At 44.9% G+C, this 22,760-nt stretch carries 19 protein-coding genes and 1 pseudogene; 3 read left to right on the forward strand and 17 right to left on the reverse strand.

What is annotated here, in order from left to right:
• Positions 1–13: 13 nt before the first annotated feature.
• The 8 genes from AC3ITG_RS16970 to AC3ITG_RS17005 all read right to left on the reverse strand — a co-directional run bounded on the left by AC3ITG_RS16970 (position 14) and on the right by AC3ITG_RS17005 (position 9,780).
• Entirely contained in the window at positions 14–1,144 is a 1,131-nt protein-coding gene (locus tag AC3ITG_RS16970) for a glycoside hydrolase family 88 protein (protein WP_413379184.1), read from the reverse strand.
• A gap of 21 nt (positions 1,145–1,165) precedes the next feature.
• A complete protein-coding gene (locus tag AC3ITG_RS16975) occupies positions 1,166–2,041 on the reverse strand; it encodes a carbohydrate ABC transporter permease (RefSeq protein WP_053782204.1) in 876 nt (291 codons plus the stop codon).
• A gap of 12 nt (positions 2,042–2,053) precedes the next feature.
• Positions 2,054–2,935: an ABC transporter permease gene (locus AC3ITG_RS16980; protein ID WP_489254481.1), complete on the reverse strand. Its 882-nt coding sequence runs from the start codon at positions 2,933–2,935 to the stop codon at positions 2,054–2,056.
• Positions 2,936–3,109: 174 nt separating this feature from the next.
• The gene (locus AC3ITG_RS16985) at positions 3,110–4,780 is read right to left on the reverse strand and encodes a type 2 periplasmic-binding domain-containing protein (RefSeq protein ID WP_489250737.1); all 1,671 of its coding nucleotides are present in this window, start codon (positions 4,778–4,780) and stop codon (positions 3,110–3,112) included.
• A gap of 174 nt (positions 4,781–4,954) precedes the next feature.
• The gene (locus AC3ITG_RS16990; protein WP_489250738.1) at positions 4,955–7,309 is read right to left on the reverse strand and encodes an AraC family transcriptional regulator; all 2,355 of its coding nucleotides are present in this window, start codon (positions 7,307–7,309) and stop codon (positions 4,955–4,957) included.
• Positions 7,310–7,330: 21 nt separating this feature from the next.
• On the reverse strand, positions 7,331–8,512 hold the full coding sequence (locus AC3ITG_RS16995; protein ID WP_489250739.1) for a polysaccharide lyase 6 family protein: 1,182 nt from the start codon (positions 8,510–8,512) through the stop codon (positions 7,331–7,333).
• A 282-nt stretch (positions 8,513–8,794) separates the two neighbouring features.
• Positions 8,795–9,505 carry a metallophosphoesterase family protein gene (locus tag AC3ITG_RS17000; RefSeq protein ID WP_489250740.1) on the reverse strand — a complete coding sequence of 237 codons (711 nt, stop codon included), beginning with the start codon at positions 9,503–9,505 and terminating at the stop codon, positions 8,795–8,797.
• The gene (locus tag AC3ITG_RS17005; RefSeq protein WP_489250741.1) at positions 9,502–9,780 is read right to left on the reverse strand and encodes a hypothetical protein; all 279 of its coding nucleotides are present in this window, start codon (positions 9,778–9,780) and stop codon (positions 9,502–9,504) included. The genes AC3ITG_RS17000 and AC3ITG_RS17005 overlap by 4 nt, the downstream gene beginning before the upstream one ends.
• Positions 9,781–10,188: 408 nt before the next feature.
• Here AC3ITG_RS17005 and AC3ITG_RS17010 point away from each other — a divergent pair.
• Positions 10,189–10,374 (forward strand): annotated as a pseudogene (locus AC3ITG_RS17010) (manganese catalase family protein); the annotation flags it as partial.
• Between the two features lie 795 nt (positions 10,375–11,169).
• On the opposite strand, the gene AC3ITG_RS17015 reads toward AC3ITG_RS17010, so the two are convergent.
• The 7 genes from AC3ITG_RS17015 to AC3ITG_RS17045 form a co-directional block, all read right to left on the reverse strand.
• Entirely contained in the window at positions 11,170–12,210 is a 1,041-nt protein-coding gene (locus AC3ITG_RS17015) for an NADH:flavin oxidoreductase (protein WP_489250742.1), read from the reverse strand.
• 204 nt (positions 12,211–12,414) lie between these two features.
• A complete protein-coding gene (locus AC3ITG_RS17020) occupies positions 12,415–12,990 on the reverse strand; it encodes a TetR/AcrR family transcriptional regulator (protein WP_053783056.1) in 576 nt (191 codons plus the stop codon).
• A gap of 96 nt (positions 12,991–13,086) precedes the next feature.
• The gene (locus tag AC3ITG_RS17025) at positions 13,087–13,650 is read right to left on the reverse strand and encodes a GNAT family N-acetyltransferase (RefSeq protein ID WP_489250743.1); all 564 of its coding nucleotides are present in this window, start codon (positions 13,648–13,650) and stop codon (positions 13,087–13,089) included.
• Positions 13,651–13,808: 158 nt separating this feature from the next.
• Positions 13,809–15,782: a GTP-binding protein gene (locus tag AC3ITG_RS17030; protein ID WP_489250744.1), complete on the reverse strand. Its 1,974-nt coding sequence runs from the start codon at positions 15,780–15,782 to the stop codon at positions 13,809–13,811.
• Positions 15,783–15,999: 217 nt separating this feature from the next.
• Positions 16,000–17,082 carry a nucleotidyltransferase domain-containing protein gene (locus AC3ITG_RS17035; protein ID WP_489250745.1) on the reverse strand — a complete coding sequence of 361 codons (1,083 nt, stop codon included), beginning with the start codon at positions 17,080–17,082 and terminating at the stop codon, positions 16,000–16,002.
• 156 nt (positions 17,083–17,238) lie between these two features.
• Positions 17,239–17,505 (reverse strand): CD3324 family protein, encoded by a 267-nt coding sequence (locus tag AC3ITG_RS17040; RefSeq protein WP_489250746.1) that lies wholly within the window; start codon positions 17,503–17,505, stop codon positions 17,239–17,241.
• A gap of 305 nt (positions 17,506–17,810) precedes the next feature.
• A complete protein-coding gene (locus AC3ITG_RS17045) occupies positions 17,811–18,476 on the reverse strand; it encodes a GntR family transcriptional regulator (protein WP_413379208.1) in 666 nt (221 codons plus the stop codon).
• A 179-nt stretch (positions 18,477–18,655) separates the two neighbouring features.
• On the opposite strand from AC3ITG_RS17045, the gene AC3ITG_RS17050 reads away from it, so the two are divergent.
• Together AC3ITG_RS17050 and AC3ITG_RS17055 are read left to right on the forward strand one after the other, a co-directional pair.
• Positions 18,656–19,189: a YbhB/YbcL family Raf kinase inhibitor-like protein gene (locus AC3ITG_RS17050; RefSeq protein WP_413379210.1), complete on the forward strand. Its 534-nt coding sequence runs from the start codon at positions 18,656–18,658 to the stop codon at positions 19,187–19,189.
• Between the two features lie 456 nt (positions 19,190–19,645).
• Positions 19,646–21,049 (forward strand): MFS transporter, encoded by a 1,404-nt coding sequence (locus AC3ITG_RS17055; RefSeq protein ID WP_489250747.1) that lies wholly within the window; start codon positions 19,646–19,648, stop codon positions 21,047–21,049.
• A gap of 271 nt (positions 21,050–21,320) precedes the next feature.
• Here the strand turns inward: AC3ITG_RS17055 and AC3ITG_RS17060 are convergent, their stop codons facing one another.
• Positions 21,321–22,295, reverse strand: coding sequence for a phosphotransferase enzyme family protein (locus tag AC3ITG_RS17060; protein WP_489250748.1), 975 nt, complete (start codon positions 22,293–22,295; stop codon positions 21,321–21,323).
• 126 nt (positions 22,296–22,421) lie between these two features.
• Positions 22,422–22,688, reverse strand: coding sequence for a CD3324 family protein (locus AC3ITG_RS17065; protein ID WP_079345358.1), 267 nt, complete (start codon positions 22,686–22,688; stop codon positions 22,422–22,424).
• Positions 22,689–22,760: the final 72 nt, after the last annotated feature.

Raw genomic sequence — 22,760 nt, forward strand, 5'->3', positions numbered from 1 at the left:
AATTGCAGTCCACTTAAAAAATGTGCTGGCTCCAGCCTTTGCTCTTCGCCAAAGCTTCAATATAATAGTAATCGCCGTAAATCAGTGATACGTTGATGTTGGTATTGACTGGCTTATGTCCGGTTGCGCAGAGCAGGATGCCTTCATACTCCGGCTGGTCGAGCGCACTGTAGTTGTTCGACAGCGATCGAAGAATGCGCGTGGCCGCGCGCTGATATAAAGTGGCTTCCTCAGGAGCCACCTGCGACGCGATATCGATCAAGCCAGATGCTGCGCAGCTCGCCGCCGAGGTGTCGCGTGGCTCGTCCGTCAAGTCGGTCGCAGCACGGAAATCCCAATGCGGCACATCGTCTTCCGCCAACGCGCTGATGAAATAATGCGCCACCCCCTTCGCCGCATTCAAGTAACGCGCTTCTCCCGTATAGCGGTAAGCGCAGCTCATCCCGTAGAGCGCCCAAGCTTGGCCCCGCGACCAGGACGATTGCGGCGCGAAGCCCTGTCCGCCGTCATAACGCTCCACTTCGCCCGTCTCCGGATCGAAGATAACGATATGATGCACTGAGCCGTCGCCTCGGATGAATGAGCGAAGCACCATATCTGCATGGGCGACCGCAATATGCTTGAAGCGCGGATCATCGCTTTCTTCACTCGCCCAGAACAGAAGTGGCAAATTCATCATCGAATCGATGATCGACCAGCCCGTCTGGTTGCGGGGCCAGGCTCGAATGAACTGTCCTGCCGGGTTGTACCTGCCCGCCAGATAGTTGGCGGCGAACAGCCCGCGCCGCCGAGCGTCCGGGTCGCCGGTCAGCTTGTAGCGGATAACGGATGTCGGCAGGAACTGAAAGCCGACATCGTGGTGGAAATGGTTGTCCCGCAAGTAACATTTCTCCATGCGTTCGTCCCAAGGCTCGGCCTCCTCCCGATATCGTTGCTCGCCGGTCATATCGTACAGAATCCACAGAATGCCCGGCCAGAAGCCCGAAATCCACTGATCCACTTTGATCTGGTCATATTTGCCCGCCGCCGAAACATGCGGCGCTTCTGTCCAGTCCGCTTCGATCATATGATCAACTTTAATCTTCACTTTATCCCACCAAGCCGTCAGCTCGGATGGTTTCAGTTTCACATTTTCATTGCTCATCTCTGAATTCCACCCTTTCTCCTAACCTTTAATGGCACCGATCAAGGCGCCTTTCACGAAATATTTTTGCAATAGCGGATAGACCAGAAAAATCGGAAGGGTCGCTACCATTATCGTGGCGTATTTCAATGTCTCGCCCAATATGATGATCTCATCCTGGGAGGCTCCTTCCGCCATGGAGTTTGCATCGCCAATAATCAAAATTTCTCGCAGGATCAACTGCAACGGATACAGCGACCGATCCTGAAGGAAGATCATGGCGTTAAACCAGGAGTTCCAGTGGCTTACTCCGTAATACAGCCCTACCACTGCAAGCGCGGGCTTGCATAGCGGCAGGAAGATGCGGAACAGAATGCCAAAGTCGTTAGCGCCGTCGATCTTGGCCGACTCTTCCAGCGCATCCGGCACTGCCTCGAACGATGTTCGCATGATAATGAAATTGAATGCACTTATTGCGGTAGGCAGGATCAGCGCCCACAGCGTGTCCGTAATGCCCAGCCCTCTGACCAGCAAGTAGAACGGAATTAATCCACCGCTGAAAAACATGGTAAACACGATAAACAACGTAAGCTGCTTGCGATATTGCAACGTTTTTCTGGACAAGGCATATGCGGCAAAGGAAGTAAGCAGCAAATTGAGAGCCACGCCTACAATGACAATAAATAACGTGTTGCGGTAGCCGAGCAGGATCATCGGGTTGCTGAATACCGCCCCATATGTTTCAAGCGAGAAGCCCAGCGGCTTCCAAAGAATGCCCTTATGCGCCATCATCAGCGCTGGTTCGCTGAATGAAGCAAATGCCACGTATAGAATTGGGTACATTGTTACAATCATGAGCGCGGACAAAAACAGCGTATTGCAAACCCGGAATATGTGTTCACCCAAGCTTACTCGCATGCGAACCCTCCTCTACCACAAACCCGTATTGTTCAACTTCCGGCTTATCCAGTTGGATCCGATAACAAGCGCGAAGTTAATCACGGAGTTGAACAATCCGACAGCGGAGCTGAAACTGAACTGAAAATCTTGAAGCCCGATCCGGTACACATACGAGGAAATGACATCCGCTGTCACATAAGTGGTCGGGTTGTACAACAGAATAACTTTCTCGAAGCCAACGCTCATAATTCGGCCAATGTCCAGGATGAGCAATATAACGAAAACGGGGAGCAGACCGGGTAGAGTAACATGAAGCATCTGCTTCCAGCGTCCACCCCCGTCGATCTTGCAAGCTTCATATTGCTCAAGATCGATCGCAGACAGCGCGGCCAAATAAATAATTGTACCCCAGCCTATATGCTGCCATATATTCGACGAAACGAAGATTGTCCGGAAAAAAGACGGCTCCAGCAGCATCGTAACCCGCTCACCACCGAAAAATGCGATAATATCGTTGATGACGCCATCACTGCTCGTAAAATCCTTGATCATACCGCAAATAATGACAAGCGAAATAAAATGCGGCAAATAAGTAATCGTCTGAACCGAACGCTTGAACAGCGTATTTTTTACCTCATTAAGCAACAAGGCGAGAATAAGCGGAGCGGGGAAACCGAAAATGAGATCGTACAAGCTAATCATCAGAGTGTTTTTAAGCACCCGCCAAAAATACATCCCGCCAAAAAAGTCTTTGAAATGCTCCAGTCCTACCCACGCGCTGCCCCCAATTCCAAGCCGGGGGTTAAAATCCTTGAACGCAATAATCGAACCGTACATCGGGAAATAATGAAAAATAATGAAATATAACAAAACAGGAGTAAGCATCATGTACAAATACTTGTTCTTAACCATGTCTTTCGCGATATTAAGCGGCACACGACCGACATGCGTGACTTTGCTGCGTCCCAGCTTCAACTGAGCCATCTCCTACTCCTCCTATCCACATCCAGCATCATCGGCAGGGGATCTGTACCATTCCCTTGCCCCCACGGCAGCCTGCAGCCAGCCGTGGGACACTACATGGAGTTATCTGTTGTTGTAGCGTTCCAAGGCGCCTTGATAGATGTCGATTACATCACGAATCCCCATATCTTCCAGCTGCTTCACAAAGCTGTCGAACTTGTCGAGCGGCTCGTTGCCCATTACAAATTTGATGAACATTTCTTCCAGATACGTGTTGATTGCCGTCATCGTCTGCGCTACCTTCTTGCTCTCATCTACAGTAGGCGTAATAAACGCGGGCAAAATATGTTTCGCCGCATCGGTCTTCGACCAAATCTGGACCGCCTCGTCCTGTTGCGGGAACGTGTTGGTCGTTTTTTGCTCATGCATCGGAAATGGACCGTTCGGAACCGTATACTGCGCCAACATCTGCTGTGAAGTGTACTTATCGTTTTTTACGATCATATCGGTAAATTTCGGAACGCCGTTGTCCATCGTGTAGCTTTCGCCTTCAACGCCGAAGTTGTACATCATGGTTCCTTGCTCGCTAAATGCGAAGTCCAGCCATTTTACGATCGTTTCCAGATCTTTCGCCGATGTCGTCACGGCCGCGCTTGCTTTTGGGTTATATTTGAAATCGCGCTGTCCGGTGAACGGTTTTTCGCCTGCTTTCAATACCGGATAAGGAGCCGCTACGAGATCAAAAGCCGGATTTTGGGCTTTGCCGGACTCCAGCCATTTGCCCATGCCACCGCCCAGCAGGAAAACAGTCGCGCCGGACTCGCCGTTCAGAAGCCGCTTATCCAGCGTGTTGCGCTCGACGATCGGGAAGTCTTTATCAATCAGCCCTTCGGAATACCACTGGCGAAGCAACGTCATAACATCCTTGTATTGCGGATCTAACGGGCCGTATTTCACTTTGCCTTGGTCGTCAATGTAGAAGCCCTGCGACGTTTTGTATGCGCCGAAGAACGCGTCCTGCAAATTCATTTTGTTCGCGTATAGCGCCGTCAGCGGTGCTACGGCGCCTTTTTTCTCTTTGAACGCCGTCAGAACCTTATGCCAATCGTCTATCGTTACAGGCAATTGCAGCCCTAGCTCATCCAACCAATCTTTGCGCAGCATGGGTCCGCGGAAAACTAATCCTTCCGCGTTGCGCACCATCGGGAAGATGTAATATTGGCCGCTGTCGGTTTTCACCATTTTATCCAGCTCTGGATTAGCTTCCAGCATCTTTTTCAGGTTAGGCGCATATTGGTCGATCAAATCGTTTAGCGGTACGATAACCCCGTCAGAAATCGCCTTCTCCGGTCCACCCGGATAAATACTCCAGTCATACTCCAGCACATCCGGCAGCTTACTGGAAGCCAGCAACAAATTAAACTGCTCTTCAGCTTGACCGTCGGTCGGGTGGATGTAGTTCACTTTCACGCCGGTTGCTTCTGCAATCGCCTTCCCGATCGGCGCTTCCGCCAGATTCGTTGTAAATGTAATCAGGTTTCCGTTGATTGGAGCCCAGTACGAGAAAGTATCTTTCGTATCCAGCGGATATACCGGATTATCCGATCCCTCGTTGCCTTTGCTTACACCATCGCCGCCCTTATTGCTGACGGCGCTTTGAGTCGGCTCTGTCTTATCCTTGTTCCCAGAGCCCCCATTACTGGAGCATGCGGTTAACAACAATGAAAGTACCATTACGATCCCCAGTGTGAGCTGCAGCCTTTTACGAGTCTTGCCGTTGCGATTTTCTGCCATTGTTCCCCTCCGTTCTTTTCGTCTCGAACAAGTTGGTTTGATTACGCTTTCAACATAACGTTAATTCCGTGCCGCAAACCATCGTTAAAACCTAAAATGTACTACAATTTCTCAAAAATGAGGGTAATAAAACCGCATGTTTACCACTTTTTCTTGAAAAGAAAAGCCCGAGAGCTACTTGACTTCCCTGTAGCGCCCAGGCGTTATCCCTTCAAATTTTTTGAATATGCGGTGGAAGGTATTCACATCGTTGTAACCAACCTTCAGCGATATTTCGCTGACCGTATATTTCCCGTCGGTAAGCAGCAATTTGGCCTGCACCAGCCGCGTCTTGTTAATATAATCGAGCAGAGATTCGCCGGCAAGATCCTTGAACAGTTTGGACACATACGACGGCGTCATGGAGAAGGCTTCCCCGATCATCGAAATGTTCAGGTTCTCGTCCTGATAATACTCGTTGACATATTTCATGACCTTATCGATTAGCGGATTGCTGCAGTATTCGCGGTTATTATTAACGTAGCTGCACAGAAGCTCTAGCATATCGTAAAGCTGGTTGCGCATCTCCCCTACCGTCTGACAATGCATCAGGCGTTCGATGGCGCGCACTCCGTCAGGCATATCCGGCTTGCCCGTGATGCGGATTTCACCGATTACTTTTTGCAGCGTAGCCATTAGATCGAACATGAGACATTTGGCTGTATGAAAGGGAAACGGCTCCGCCGTCACATTTTTCTGAATGATCTCCCCAACGAACGCTTTCGCCTTATCAAGCTGCCCTTCGCGAACCATAACGATCAATTGCTGCTCGGCCTTGAGGGGATAAAAATAACCACCTGGACCAGCCCCTAGGTTGTCGTTGCCGCTTAGGTCCCCATAATGAATAATACCCCCGCTGCCTGCAATGATACGGTATTCCATCGCCTCGATCGCTTCCTGGAACGCCTGGAAAATGCCATATTCGCCCTCCTGTTGCGCGCTGATGGCAGCGGTCAACTGGACATGGGCATGACTTCCGATGAACGACATCGTTTCTTCCGCGATGTGCCCCAGCTCCCCCCGCTGCTCCGCCGGCGATGCAAGCTGATGGTTGACGATGCAGGCGAGCAACTCCTGGTCCAGCTCTACCGCATAGGCGTTTACTGACTTTCGCGCGACCTCCTCGACCACGTTGGCGATCAGGAAGTGCAGCAACCGCTTGTTATGGACCTGATCCTCATCCTTCCGATGGAACTTGCCGAAATGCTCGATGCGCAGCAAAATAACAGAAAATCCGCCCAGCGGGAAACGCAGATCATAGGCTGAGAACGATTCGTGCAAAGGGATATGGCTGTCGAGTTGCCCCTTCAGCAGCCGCTGCAAAAAGTGCGATCTGAGTGTATTGTTATGCTGATTCAGCTTGTAATGAAGCTCCTCCTTCTCATGGAAGGTGCTGCTCAGCGCCTGCTCCAGAAAGGAGTATTCATTGGAGCCGCGATCAAAGGTAAAGCCCGCCTTGAACGACAAGCTCTGGATCAGCGCATGGATCGGCAGGTAGTTCCGCTTGAGGAGCCAATACGTCACGCCACCGCCAACAATAAGGCACAGCAAGATGCTGGCGATCGTCAATTGCTCTACCACGTTCATCTTCTGGTGATATACGTTCGCCGGCAGCGTCATCACATATTTCCATCCCGTAATGGATGAGGTTGTGTAGGATGCAACAAGCCGGCGACCGGCAGTCTCGATCTCAAGTTGTCCCGATTCTTCAGGCATATCGCTGTAGTGTAGAGCAGGTTCCGACAGCGAGTCGCCCGTAGACGCAATGAACCGGTTGTCTTCATCCAGAATAAAGATCGTACCTTTCTCAGGCGCCGAAGCTTGCTCCAGCAGCTTGCTGCGGTCAATCATGAACAGCAAGACAGCTCCAGGTTGATTCATGATTGTTGAGTTCACATTTTGGGCATACATGACCGTAGGCCGCCACTCATTCTCTTCAGGCACAACAACGGAGTGGTAGCCTTTAATGTACCATTGGTCAAAATATTCTCGAAACGACTGGAACGGCATATGCTCTTCAAGGCGAATATGGTCGTATAACGCTTCGATGTTCATACGGTTGTTGCGGGCGATGACCGTATCGCTATTTTTGTAGTAAATATAAATGCCTTCAAGAAAATCGTTAGCGATTTCATATACGCGCAAATCATTAGCGATTTGGTATATATCGTAGTGGTCCGAATCAGAGAGATTGGTATCGGCCGAAATAAATGCTGCGATTCGCCTGTTGAGGCTCACCTCGAGGCTTAGATTCTCGATTCCTTTGAACTGGCTATCTATGGCTTGCTCCATCTGAAGAAGAATAGATTGGTTGGCACGGTTAATTTCAGCCTTTACAACGTTCAGCGTCGCGCCGTATATAACGCCGCTGATCAGAATGGGCACGAGCAGCACCGAGACGTAGGAAAGCATCCAGGTCAGGAATACGCTGCGATTTTTATGCCGGAGCTGCTTCAGATAGATTGTCCACCGGTTTCGAGTTTGGGCCATAGGTTCTCCTCCATGTTAGCTTTAGTCGGAGTCGGGACCGACGTCAATTCTTGTCAGAATAGCCGGACAACGAATATCCGCGACATCCGCTTTATGATTGTTAATGCATACCGCCGGAGACGGCCGGTATTCATAGATGGCCGCCTGCTCCTTGCCGCATACTCGATTGTAAGCGATTACACATCGCTCCGGCGCATAAGGAATCCGCTTGCCGAGCGTAATACCGTGACGACAATTGACAATCGTATTATTCACTACACTGGCACTATAGACGCGCCAATGTTTCCTCAGTTCCTCCTGCGTCGGCGCCTCGGGATAGCCGTCCGGTCCGCCATCGTAGTTGCCGCCGTCAATGAGCAGCGCATCCAACGTCAAGTTTTCCATATAATTATCAAAAATGTGATGGTCGTTTCCGTAAATGCGAAATCCGCCCATTTCTTCCTTCACGCCATCGCCGATAAATACATTATTATGAAAGCAATTTCCATGTCCGTGACGCGCTGTCACTTGGCCGGCGGAGTTAAGGAATGTGTTGTACCGAACTGTATTATAGCAGCTTTTTACCGATATAATCTCGGGCTCTCCGTCGCAATTTTCAAACAGGTTGTGTTGAATTGTAATATAGCCGTTCGAGAGAGAGATGCCGGACAGGCCGAGCCGGATCGCTTCAAGCCCATTGACGACACGCGGGCCTATATGATGAAAATAATTATATTCAATGACATCATGCTGCGAGATTTGTTCACCGTCGCCATCAAAAATAACGAGCGGTCCGAGGTCGGCCTTTGGCCCGAACTCGTTGCGTTCGATCCGGTTCCAGCCGCTGCCGCTTCCCATCACAGACAGCAGACTATACTCCGCCCCAACCTGTCGCGGCTCAAATCTATTCCGCGCAATCCTCACATGCCGCGAACCGTCCAGAATGATAGATTCGCGCTGCTCGACCTTGAAATGCAGCCCCCATACCTCTACATAAGCAGAGTTCAAGATGCGTATACTTGATTCTCCAGCTATCGTCGCTTTTCCTTTATTTACAGCGCGAATGCTTAATATTGCGGTGTCCGATCCCACTTTGCCTTCAATAATATAGTCTTCATTCCGGTCGTAAACGCCGTCTGCCAACAAGATCGAAGAACCAGGTTCTGACCGGTCAATGGCTGCCGCCAACTCGTCGCTACTCGATACCCAATAAATAGTGGTCATTTTCCCACCTGCTTCCTATAGAATAGGCGGATATGATCCGTAGCCTCTGCAAGATCATATCCGCAACTTCACAACCTCTATTATGAAAGATACGTTTCCCATGCCATAGTGTAAAAAAATGAAGCAATCATAAAAATGTAAACTGAGGCGCAAAATGAGCGGGAATTATCGCCTTGCAAGCTGTAAATCGCAACCTGCCGGTGTACAATAAATGAGAAAGGACGTATCCCGACATCAGATCGTGGATACATCCCCATTGTTGTTGCCTGCTCTCCTGCCCGCTTACCCGAAAAAGAAGTATGCAACCTTCATCTCTTCTTCTTTCAACAGCAACTTTTGTGCCGCTTCAAGCAAAGGCGTGCGGTCATAGACAAGACTTTTCATCGCTATTTTGCCATCGGTAATCGTGAAATAGTGCGCTTCTTTCGACGGATCGTCGCGACGGCGGTAGGACACGCTTCCCGGATTCAGCCACAAACTGTCGTCACTCAAATAATGAATGCATCTGCGATGTGTATGTCCGAAAATAATGCGGCGATCTTCTTCGGCCCCAATTGTCCTGCCGTTGCGTTCTGCCCAGAAAGCATCGTACTTGGGCAAGCTATCAATCGTCAAATAGTTTTCGTACAGATGCTGCATTGTATAGCTATAACCGTCCATCTTGAATGTGCGGTAGACCGGTGTGCTTTCGAGGAAGGAAATTTCCGCTTCGCCGAGCAGCCTTGCATTGTAATGCGCCCACTTGATCTCATCCTCCGCCACATCATGACCGCTATTGCCGTTTCGGTACAGGTCGATAATAATGTCGTCATGGTTGCCGCGAACGCAATTCGCATCGTTCTTATGCACCCATTCGATAACTTCCCGCGGGAAAGGCCCGTAGTCTACAAGATCTCCCGCGCAATAAATCACGTCACAGTCGGATTCTGCCTTGCAGATCGATTCCAGCGTTTTGACGTTGCTGTGAATATCCGAAATAATTAAAGCTTTCATAATCGATTCAACTCCCTAATATTTAACATTCTCAGCAGTACCGTCACCACATCCGCCCACGTAGCTGTATCGCCTGGCATGAAATGGTCCCGCACCTCAATGATTCCCGCGGCAGTCGTCAAGGATACAGCCTGCCTTTCCCAGTCAGGGGTGTCTGGGCTGTCCGCAAACCATTGCGGCGCAGCGACGCCGTCCACAACATTGGCCGGGACATAATTGGTGGCTGGTTGCGACGAAATGGCCGTTACGGAACCTGCGTGTGACCATCCCGTCAATCGGTAGCCTTCGGATAATATTCAGGCTGTAGACATTACGTATCAGACTGTTCTCTTCGTTTTTTATTCCCGTGTTCAATCGATTCATCCCCGGCAAATGCGTAATGCTGTCTCCCGAAGACAGCAGCAAACACTGCGACATTCCGGATTTAAGTGTCTCCCATTTGTCGAGCGCACTCTCCCTCCTTTATATAAAAAGATGGAACCTTGATAAATCGTCAAAAGCTAAAATCCCCCTCAAATATTCCAACTTCTTATCTACAATTTTTGGAATGGACATCAAATCTTAAAAAAATCACTCATGTGATGATCGGTATGTTTGGAGGAACAGCCGCTGCCACAACTAAATAATCTGGTCTCTTTGTCATGGACACTTAAAAAGAAAGCTGCTAGGTAGCCGACAAAAGAAATGTACAATTTAATTTTCGTTTGGATAACACAAGCATTGCTGAAATATTAAGTGGCCAAACACCTAGTCGCAATGGCGGCGGGCTACAAGTCACGGAACCTCCACAGAGGTTCCCGCTCCCGTTTATGCCGGAGCTTCCTAATAAGCACAGTCCAGGGGTCTTTTTTTTCTCCCTGAATCGTTAATGATCCTTGGTCCGAAATGTTTTCTACACATTCTATTAGGACTTTCCAACAATCTTTCGTTTTGTACTTCCAAAATAAACGTTCATACATCGCTGTAATGCAGCGAGTTTCCAATCTGAATGAACGTCTTTTCCATTTCCAATTCAACTCATAATCTAATTTTGTTGCTTCGTGGTACTTACATTTTTGTTTTTTTATTATAGATTAAATATTTTCATCATCAACAATATATGGTAAATCTAAATCAAATTCTTTTAGATACATTTGATCCTCTCCTTATATTACTCCCATGGGCGTGGCCTTTGGTGTTTACTCATTGAATTGCCCTTGTCCCATAGTTTCTGTGCATTCTTTTTTTTGCAGCCTTCTTAACAGTAGCTTTAACTACTTTTTTAGCGACTACCTTACAACGAAGACAATAACAAATATTATAAATGGATTATTTCCATCGTCATCCACAAATGTAATAGGATTATTTAGTCCGTAGCTGTACCCATTTCGATTAAGCGGGTTATCCAGATCCAAATCTTGTTAGGAATCCAGAGAAATAAAGGAAATTTATTTAGATCACCATCTAATCGAATTTGACACAATGTTCTTGTCCTCCGACAACATCCGATGGATGATATGGCTTTCATCTTTAATTCCACGGGATAACTCACTCTAGTTGCCATTACAAAAACACCTTCAAGATGATCTCCCTATCTTACGACAAGGTTTCATTCTCTTGAAGGTGTTTTATTTGTCTCACGTTATGGGGTCAGTCATACATATTCCTAATGAGTATAACTGCAATTAAGTAAGTACGGTCATCGCCTCTCTTGTAAATGGAACCAGATCATCGGTACGTCCTTCTTGAATTTTCTTAGCCCATTCAGGGTCGACTAGAAGAGCACGCCCTACAGCAACCAGATCAAACTCATCATTCTGAAGTCGTTGTACCAATCCATCGATACCGACGTTACTTGCGCCTTTACCTTCTGTGAACAGACTTGTAAAGTCACCATCAAGACCAATCGATCCAACGGTGATTGTCGGTTTGCCAGTCAGTTTTTTGGTCCATCCAGCAAAATTCAGATCAGACCCTTCGAATTCCGGCTCCCAGAAACGGCGTGTGGAACAGTGGAAGATATCTACTCCAGCTTGAACCAACGGTGCGAGAAGCTGCTCCAGTAATACCGGTGTTTCAGCCAATTTAGCCTGATAATCATCTGTCTTCCACTGAGATAAACGCAGTACAATCGGGAATTCCGGTCCCACTACTTCACGGCAAGCCTCAATCACTTCAACTGCAAAACGTGTGCGAGCCATCATATCTCCACCGTAACGATCCGTACGAGAGTTGGTTTTCTCATACAGGAATTGGTCGATCAGATAGCCGTGTGCTCCATGGATTTCAACACCATCGAACCCAACGCGTTTCGCTTCTGAGGCTGCTTGTGCGAATTCCTGAACAATTGTAGCAATCTCAGCTTCCGAATAATCATTAACATGACCTTTGGCTCCCATATGCCAGATCTGTGGAATAATTCGACCGCCAGCTTCATGTACTTCAGATACAACATGTGCCCAGCCATTCATTGCAGCTTCGCCATAAAAGTGCGGCACATTGGCTTGATTGGATGCATCCGGGTGATTAATTATCGTCCCTTCCGTCACAATAAGCCCCACTGCGTTCTCTGCTCTGCGGCGGTAATAACCAGCAACATTCGAACCCGGGATACCGTCCGGAGAAAATTGACGCGTCATCGGCGCCATCACGATCCGATTGGATAACTTCAAGTGACCTAACTCTATAGGTTGGAACAATGCTTCTACGGATTGAGAAAAATTCATAATAACCTCCACATATTTCGTTTTATATAGTTGACCTAGGAGATGTTAAACAGCAACCAGCCTGGTTAACAGCTAGACGTTACTTCCAAATGAATCAATACACGATTTTTATCGAAAAGCCCCACCTCCTTCAAGGTTTCGTGGTGTATTAATACGCCTTCAATTATTTTTGACTTCGTAGTCAAGAATTTCACAAAAAAAAGATCAAGACATGATCATGCCAAATGAAGTACGCAGAACCGTCTCGATCTGTTCACGGGATGAACCTGATTTCTCCATAACTCTCACACCAAGAATGGTGTTATTTAGATAAGATGCAAGCTCTATACTCGTATACCGGTTGGAAATTAACTGTTGTTTCTGGCCACTACTTATGATCTTCTCTAATACCAGTTGAACCTCTTCTACCATGAGCTCAGCTTCGCGTGTGACTTGCTCGTCATCTGTTCCGAATTCGAGTGATGCATTCACAATTAGACACCCTTGGCAGCCAGTTTCATCGTCTAAAAGGGAATATCGTAAGGCATCCAGTTTATCACCGGGAGACGAATCCAGGGCTTCAATCTCCTTCAGTTTCGCTATAACCTGTTCACGGTAAAGTGCCAGCGCCTTCAGGAACAACGATCGCTTGTCTTTAAAAACACAGTACAAACTTTGCTTTTTGACTCCTGTAGTACGCGTAAGGTCCTCATAAGAAGTTGCTTTGAAGCCTTGATTCCAGAACACTTCCATAGACTGGTGTAATACACGATCAACATCAAATTCTCTTGGTCTGCTCATGGGATTAATATATCAGTTATTGACCATACAGTCAATAACTGATCATTTTACATCCTAATCTCTACGGAAATTTCCTGCAGGTCCCTTGAATGCGGTCTAACTCTTCCGGTAAGCAACCTTGTGAAAAGCATTGATATAACGAAACAGTGCTTCACCATCATCAGGCACATGAGTGCTTCTATCCAGTGGCTGCATCATTGCCTGATACGGCTCTGGCACCATTCTATATTGATGGACATAGGAAGTCAGGATGAACCCGTTGCGTTGCCAGAACTGAATGCGTTCCTGATGAGCCTCCGTTGTTCCGGACTCCGCCTCGATAATCATACCTTTGATCCCGTGTTCCCTTAACGCCCAGGCTCTGAGCTGCTCTAGCATCCAGGTCCCTATGCCCAACCCGCGCAGCTTCTGTTCAACCGCGAGGTAATCGATGAGCAGAATGCGGTCCGCAGCCTTCCCCTCCAGTCCAGTAACAGCCATCGCAACCACTTCTCCATGATGCACGCCCGTGTGTAAATAACCAATCCCCCGGTCAAGCATACTGCGCAGAATCGCTTTTGTCTTAGCGCCGCTTTGAAAAGCCTCATGATAGATTCGCTCCATCCGCGCCCACAATGCTTCATCCCACTCCTCTATAGTAGTAAACTCTAATTCAAGCATCTTATTCGCCTCCAGATTTCTATCATAACAAATCCCGCCTCTGCTAATAACACTGTTAAACGTCTGTAGAAGACACTCTACTGTCTAGTTCTTTTCTAAGTGAGTCAAAGAAAAAGCAGTGTACACCACTTGTACGCTGCTTTTTACTCGCTTTTTGCTTACACCGAATTCAAAACATGTAAGAGATATTCCTTCCGATTTAATGGATTATGATCGTATCTTGTACACGATGGCACTTCACCATCGAAGGGCTCATAGCCATAAAATTCGGATAGCAATACACCTTCACCTTGGGTCCAACCCGGAAGTTGGTTCTTGAATGACTGAATATTCTTAATCGGGATCATACCATATATCATAAATACCTGGTCATTCTGAATCGGATCCTGATAGGTTGAAGAGGCTTGAGTTAGTTTAAATAAAATCCTACTTAGAAAATTAACCGGAACCTCTAATTCGAACCGATGAATGGGTTCATAAATTTGAGTAGTTGCTTCAGCTAGTGCTCTCATTAACACAAGAGGCGTTAATTTTCGAAAATCACTAGCTGTACTAACTGCACTTGCATAGGCGGTATCCGTAAGTGTCACGATTAGATCGCGAACTTCCCAACCATATAGTCCTTGCTTAAGCGTCTCATAGACGGTTTCTTCAATTGCCTTATGAAACGATAAAGGTAGGGAGCCGAGCTCTACTTCTAGATGATATTCAATACCGGTTGAACGAGGATTCGGATCAATCCGAAAGCCTACAGTACTATAAAATGGGTTTCCCTTGTCTCCCATTCTCTCAACTGCCTCCCCTGTAAAGATAGGCTTTTCAATATAAATAGGCTGTGTCGCAAGAAATTCGATATCGATTTGAGCGTCTTTTTTCAGTTGATCCCGAATCACTTCTTTTTGAATTTCACCATAAAGATGAATAGATAGCTCCCTTTGAAGAGAATTCTGTTTGATATGAATAAATGGATCCTGTTCGGCTAATTTTTTCAATGCTCTGAATAAATGAATTGTCTCGTTTTCGTCAGAGGCTTTGATCGTTGTTACTAAACTAGGCGGCGAGAACAGAGTTTCAGTCGTTTCATTGGAAGGAACACCGATATCATCGCCAACCTGGCAGTCTGTTAACCCCATAATCTTTACAATATCTCCGCTTGCAGCAATTGTTCCATCTGTTGTTTTTCCAGAAAAGAAGTGTTTCAACCCCGTGACCTTGTTGGTAAATTTGATAATTTCTCCTGTTTGATTCATCCGATAATAGGAAAGACTCTCACGTATCTTGATTTCACCAGAGAAAACTCGTACGTAAGCGATCTTTTCGTCGTTTTTTCCACGTTCAATTTTAAAAACTCTCCCTCTTGTAAAAGAAGTATTTTCATAATGAACGGAAGAATGGCAATTCTGTATGGCTGTAATCAAATGGGGAATGCCCTCACCAGTAATTGCTGAACCAAATAGCACCGGATAAAGCTGTGCTTGCTTGAACTGTTCTAGAAACTCCGATTCAAAGTCAACGGGGGCTAAGTCTTCAGCGCTGTAAAGATATCGTTCGAGAAAGCGTTCATTATTATCAGCTAAACGATTTGCTAGGCCCTCCATAAATTTCTGATTGTTTTCCGTGAACAATTCCATATGCGCGGCTGATGTGCCGATATTATAAACAAAGCCCATTGCTAAAGCATGGGGTGTCAATTTATCATGGATCTCAGTTAGTAACGATTCGTACCTAGCACCCACACGATCAATTTTATTGATAAAAAAGATTGTAGGGATTTTCAATTTAGCAAGTGTCTTCATCAAAACTCGTGTCTGAGTTTGAATACCTTCGACAGATGAAATGACAAGGATGACTCCATCTAATACTCGTAAAGCCCTCTCAACTTCGGAGATGAATTCGGGGTGACCTGGTGTATCAATCAAATTCACTTTCATATTATTAACCGTAAAGGAAACGACAGCAGATTGAATGGTAATTCCTCGTTGTCGTTCCATTTCCATAGAATCTGTTTGCGTATTTCCTTTATCAACACTGCCGATTTCAGATATGATACCCGTTTCAAAAAGTAATCTTTCAGTTAAACTCGTCTTTCCTGCGTCTACATGCGCAAGAATCCCTATATTTATATTTCTCAATCGTTATCATCCTTTTTATTTTCATATTATTCTCCTTTTGTGTAGTCATAGTATTTTTTCGCATACTATTCACGCTCCTTATATGTAATACTCTTATTATACTTTTTATGAATTTTATTACAAACCTTCAACATCAGATTCGATATCCATCTAGATAAACACAAGTAAAAAAGACCGTAAAGAAACTAATTCTTCACGGCCCTTTATGTAAGGTAGGTCAATGATTCATATAATAGTCATATAATTGCTCGAAGTTTGTAAAACGTTTGACTTCTCTGCCAACCTTATTATACTCGTCTAGATATTCATCCATCACTTCAAGGAACTTCTCTTTCATTACTGGTAAATCACTTGCATCAAAGTACTGCATAAGATCAAATTTCTTGGTCCCCTTCTCCACAGCCATTTCATCAAGATACCCTTGTGCTCCAAAGGCCGAAAGAAAGACGTAGGAAGCATCATTTGTTGTAACACTGTTCAAGATTTTATTGTAGTAGTTGCACCACAATTCTTCGTATGTTCCCCTCAGATTATCAAAGTTAGGAGCAGGTTTAACAATGAAGTTATCGCACATCGTACTATGTAACCTTGTTACGCTATTCAACATTTTAAAAGATGCTATTCGGATATCTTCAATGGTATGAGCTTCGATGATTGACATGTATAAGGATTCGAGATCATCCGGAACATAGCGAAACGAGCGTATCTCTTCCAAATATCGCTTGATTCCTCGTTTGATGCACGTGTTATTCATACTGACCAAGGCATTGACTAGATTGTACAGAACGTCGGCAGATGCATGTCGCACTGAACCGATATCTTCACTTAGCATCGTATCGCTGTATGCTTGCTTAGCCAGATCGATCCATTTTTTTGCTCGATTAAGACACGCTTCTCCTATCGGGCTCGCAAGTGCATCAAGAGCTTTTTGCCTGAAGTCATTCAATTTCTCCAAATCCTCAGGCTTTGAATAGTAGAGTATTTTGAGCTCGGTTAGGCTTGATACGTTGGGACTCTCTAGTGTGGATTGCTCTTGTATTCTTGAATCCCATGGCGTGCAATAGATGTCATATCCAACGTCATCCAAGATGAAGCAATCGGATATTTCCCATCCCCTTTCTGTATTGTTGATAATAATCAAATCAAGATCGCTCTTCTCGTGAAAGTCCCCGGTGCTAAATGAACCCGTAAGCCCAATAATGGCGATATCGTCTAGAAAATCTCTTTTTGCGCGTTCGATAACCATGTTAATCAGCAGTTCATTTTTGCCCAGCAGCTTCTTCTTCATGATTTCGTTCATTCGTTACACCCCTTCGTATAAGCAGGCCGTTCTTCATCCCAACAACCTTAACTTGAGTCTATCGATGTAGAGGTGCGGTTTCTATGTATAAGTTGATTTAATCCATCTTTGCACAAAACCCGCTAAACCGTCGATACGACCATTTAGCGGGTTTCATTAGTTCTTACTATAAACAATTTTCTTTATGCTTTCGTAGGACAAGAAATACTGACCCGCCAACTCCTCTATGCTGACTCCATTGCGAAACAAGGATTTGATCTCAGCGTTTCGAGCAGAGACCCTACTCTTGCTGTGTGTTTTCTCGCCCCATTTTAGGTGTGCCTCTTTAGGTTTGGGGATATAAATCAATTCGCCTTGAACGTATTCTTGAATGATACGTAGCAGTTCTTCGGGAAAAACAAACTCTGCATTTGAATATTTCATGGGCCTCACTCCTTATTTAATAAGTCAATAAGGTGCAAAGCCAGTTAGTAGAATATTACGATTTATCGTTGGCAATGTGATTGTCCCTAAGCTCTATGCAAAGCATTGCCATATCCTTTACTGGCTTTGCATAGAGCCATGCATATAAGAACCCTACCCCGATTGTTTTCAATAGCCTCACCTCCATAGAAAATAGCTAGATTAACCAAGAAATCGCTAATGCGAATATTAAGTATCTCCGTCTCTATCCAATTCCCCAAGTAACCGATAAGTTTCGATTTAAACTTTTGAATCTTATAAACAACTTATTGGTTGTCGAATAAGACCTCTGCGGTTAGTTGGATATGTGCTCTAAAGATCTGTGTAGCACGTTCACCATCGCGGCTAAGAACGGCATCTGTTAATGCCTTATGTTCAGCGAGGCCATCGCGGACTTGCTGTTGCGGGGGGGAACAATGTCGATAAAATTCGCTCAAATTCCAAAGGTTGCTGCAGATATCCAAGAGAACTGGATTCGGACATGCGGCAATAAGCTCGTAATGAAATTGACGATGAATCTCGGACCATTCTTCGCGGACAACAAGCTTTTCATTCACTTCCTTGTACTCAGCCGTTTGCGATAGCTTGTGATGCACGGCAATTACATTGGATTCCCATGTGAGATCACCATAGGCGATGGATAGGCGTAAAGCTTCGGATTCATTGATTAACCTCGCTTGTATGATGTTGTTCAGTTCTTCTTCCGACGCCGTCTTTACTGAAAATCCGTGGTTAGGATTTTGCTGTACCAGACCCTGAGTCGCCAATCGCGTCAACGCTTCGCGAACAACAGCAACTGAGACTTCGAAACCTTTAGCTAATTCCGAAACTTTTAATGGAGAGCCCGGTTCATATTGTCCAGTCAAAATATCGGATTGTAGTTTCTTCCTGACATTCTCGCTTAAGGTGGACGAACCATTCCTTTTGGCCATGAAGCAGCACCTTCCTTCTTACACATTATAATTCTACGTAATTGTATGTAGATAGTTTACACCGTTATTAATAAAAAACAAACATTAAATTCGATAGTAAATTATAAAAACGATTATAGTTTACAGAATCGATTATTTAATGTATTATCGAAAATGAAAATAAAAGGAGGTAATTTACAATGAACAACAATCCATTTTCCAAATTGCCAGAAGTAGCAGTCTTTCAGTTGGAGAGTAATGACATTATGGAGGGACATCCTCTACCGACCCAGCATTATTCGGAGATGTCAACACTAGAGGGAAGTAAAGATCTCTCGCCCCATTTGAAGTGGTCGGGTGCACCCGACGGGACAAAGAGTTTTGTCGTAACTGCATATGATCCGGACGCCCCAACTGGATCGGGGTTGTGGCACTGGGCCGTTATCAATATCCCTGCCAGCGTAACCGAGCTACCCACAGGCGCAGGTGACGAGCATTCCAGCGGTTTGCCGCAAGGCTCCCTGCAACTACCGAATGATTTGCGACTGGAACGCTTTATCGGTGCGGCGCCTCCAGCGGGACACGGTCCTCATCGATATTATTTTGTTGTTCATGCGCTGGACGTCGAAAATATTAGTGTCGCCCCTAATTCCACGCCAGCTCTCCTTGGATTCACCATGCTGAGTCATACGCTGGGAAGAGCAGTTCTCATGGCAACAGGGGAAATCAAGTAAACCAAGATGTTGATGAAGCATAGGAGAGAATGATATGAAAAATTCCGAGTATCTTATGCGTGTTTACGATTTTTTTTGCACAGGAACTAGGTTTGAAAAGCAAAGTACTCCATTCATATGCGGAGTCAAGTACGGAGGAAGTGGTGAAGCTGAACGATCAGCCACATCATCATGTATGCCCCAATTGCCAGGAGCCAATTATAATTTTGAAGCATACCGTCATTTGCGGCTGTGGGAGCAAGATTAAAAACAAAGTGAAATTTAAAATATATCCAGAAAAACTGAAAAGTCCTCATAATTGAGGACTTTTCAGTAAATTAGCGTTGACCATCTCTGCCAGCGAAGTATTTAAAACATTACATTGTCGGCTTAATCAGATGAAACTTTTATCATCAAAGGAATACAGGCTCGTTATTTCATCAATACAGTTTTATCCTATAGAAATGAGGCATTCCAATGCAAACCAAACATAGCGTTCAAAAAAATAAAGGAGAGTTATTACTTGGTTTACTTGTCTTTACACTCATAATATCCGTCATGAATGCAACCATGTTTAATATTGTACTCCCTAATATCAGTAAACAATTTCAAATTTCTTCATCGCAAGCGAGTTGGATCATCACAGGCTATATGATTGTGTACGCAATTGGCTCGGTAACTTACGGTAAATTGACAGACAGATACAGCTTGAAGAATTTATTGACGTTTGGTCTACTACTTTTTGCAATTGGGTCTGTCATTGGCTTAGTGGCTAGTGAATATTGGATGGTCATTGTGGGGCGAATTGTACAGGCAGCTGGTGCATCAGTCATTCCGGCGATTTCTATGATTGTACCAGTACGTTACTTTACATCTGAAAGGCGCGGTCGTGCATTAGGTACCGTTGCAATCGGATTTTCACTCGGTTTGGCCATTGGTCCGATCATTGCCGGCGTGGTAAGCAGTACATGGAACTGGCGGGTACTATTTGTAATCTCGCTTTTATCATTACTTACTTTGCCGATGTATCGGAAATATTTAGATGATGAAAAGGGAGTTTCCAGAAAAATGGATTATATCGGTGGAATACTTCTGGCCGGTACCGTAGCCATTTTGTTACTGGCTTTAACAAACGGAAGTGTTTGGCTTGCCTTAGGGGGGACTCTTACTTTCATTTTTTTCCTACTACGTATACGCTATACTCCAAACCCATTCATAAACCCGGCCATATTTCGAAACAAACCGTTTTCATTCGGTCTAATTATTACTTTCGTCATGATCGGGATTGGCTTTGCCTTTCCATTCATTACACCTCAGCTACTTTCTTCTGTAAACGACTTGTCACCGGTTTTCATCGGAATAGTTATGTTGCCGTCGTCTTTAATGGTCGCGCTTTTGGGTCGACGAGGCGGTAAATTAGCAGATGAAAAGGGAGATCGTTTCCTTATGTTTACTGCAGCTGCACTTCTTATTATCGGTTTCATCTCTTTGTCTTCAGTCGTTGGTATGTCGCCAGTATTTATTGCGATCTTTCTTGTTTTTGGTATTCTTGGTCAATCGTTCATGCAAATTGCAATGTCAAACACTGTTTCACGTACACTCTCAAAAGAGAATATTGGCGTAGGGATGGGATTATTTTCGATGGTCACTTTTATCGCTACGGCCACATCAACAGCTGTTATCGGCAAGATACTAGATTTGGGCACATCGACCATTAGCTTAAATCCGATACCACAAAACAGTGCAACTTTCGTATATAGCAATATTTTCCTGACACTTCCCATTCTTATCGTTGCCGTAGCTGCATTATATTATGTACAATTTAGGCGAACAGGTAAACTGGCTAAGGACGAAAAGATGAATAGTGAACCAGTTACTTAGTAACGGTAATATAGAAATGCTAGGTCAGATCGGGTTAGATAACATCAAAAATCAAATCTAGCCTGCTTAATCAAAAAAATCTGCATGCCAGTATATTTAAAGTTAATACGAGTCATTCTTCTTGCTGAGAATCCTATAACTCTTAGGTTCTATGCTGTTAATTAGAATCACACTTATTACGATTCCCCGCGCTGTCTGTAACGGCAAGTTTAAAGGCCATCCTTTGTGGGATGGCCCTTCCTTTTCTGGCTTTATTAATGTATCGTACTCGTTAACACAAATAGTCCATATCAATATAGGGAGTGTTATTTAACAAATTTTCATAGTAGAAGCGCCGGGCTTGCTCATCCCATTCGCTCCAATCAGGAGCGTTAAAATCTCTGCTTCTATAGAACGCGGCTAAAACTCTAGCTTGCCTTAAATTAATAAATAATGGGATTTTGTTTAACCAACCTTGACTCACCGTATTTTCCTTACAATAGCCGTTTAAGAAGTTGCAATAGTAACGCTTTGCAATCTCCTTCCTTACATCTCCAGACACAACCCACGGAATAGGGATTTCATAAAATAATGGGGTAGCAATATCAGAAACAAACCAGCTATATTCCGCGTCGTCATAGTCAATAATAAAGGCTTTGTCCCCATCATTAAGATAATTGCCAGGGCTGATATCCCCATGAATAAGACCGTACGTATCTTTTTCCTTGGGTAGAGCGCTAACTTCAGTAATTAAACGATCAAAGTTATCGTGTAATTCTAACGGACAATACTTCTTAAATGAGGCTAATAGGGCATTATCATTCCATTCAAAGCGTGAATGTTGGGACGAATAATTAAGTGAAAACTTATGTATTTTCCCGACCATTTGACCGATATTCTCATAAAACGTATTGCTCTCTTCGGCTATTACTGCATTTCTGCCGGATGTTTTCTCAAAAGCTGTCACAACAAAGGACTCGTCAATGATATGAATAAGATCCCCTGATAAAGACTGAATGGGCCTCGCTACTTTCATTCCGCGATCAGCCAGGAACATGATAAAATCTAGTTCCGCTCTTGTTAATAATTCATTCCGATGTGTGACATGGGCAATTCTTAAAATAACTTCTCGATCTCCAACTGCCCCGGAATAAACGAAATTTTGAAACCCATTTAATTCGAGAATTGAGTCTTCACGTATTCCAAAACATTGCGCGGACTGTCTCAATATATCTTGTGTGTATAGTAGTTTAATCTTTTTATCCATATAACCTCTCCCCCTTTACTTTTATGGTAACAAAAGGTGCTGATTGAAAATATACTGAATTTGATTCAGAATCAAATTCTACACAAAAAGCCACATCGGAAAGCTCGATGTGACTTACAAGTGAATCTATTTTCTAGAGTAAATGATTTTCTTAATGCTTTCGTAGGAAAGACCGAATTCATTCGAAAGTTCATCGATCGACTTTCCATTGAAATATGTTTGACGTATCGTTTCGTTTCTTAGACTTAGCTGTTCTCTACTCCCCGATTTTTCTCCCCATTTTTTGTGCAATTTTTCTGGGGTCGGGACATAAACCATACGGCCGTGAATGTACTTCTGAATTTCTTTTAGCAACTCTTCCGGAAAGATGCTGTCTGCATTTACATATTTCATGATAGCTCTGCTCCTTAAAATTTTTTTGAAAATTTAAGGGAGCAAAGTCATTCTATAAACAGTAACATCATG

The organism is Paenibacillus sp. GL_099_B, assembly GCF_057835695.1.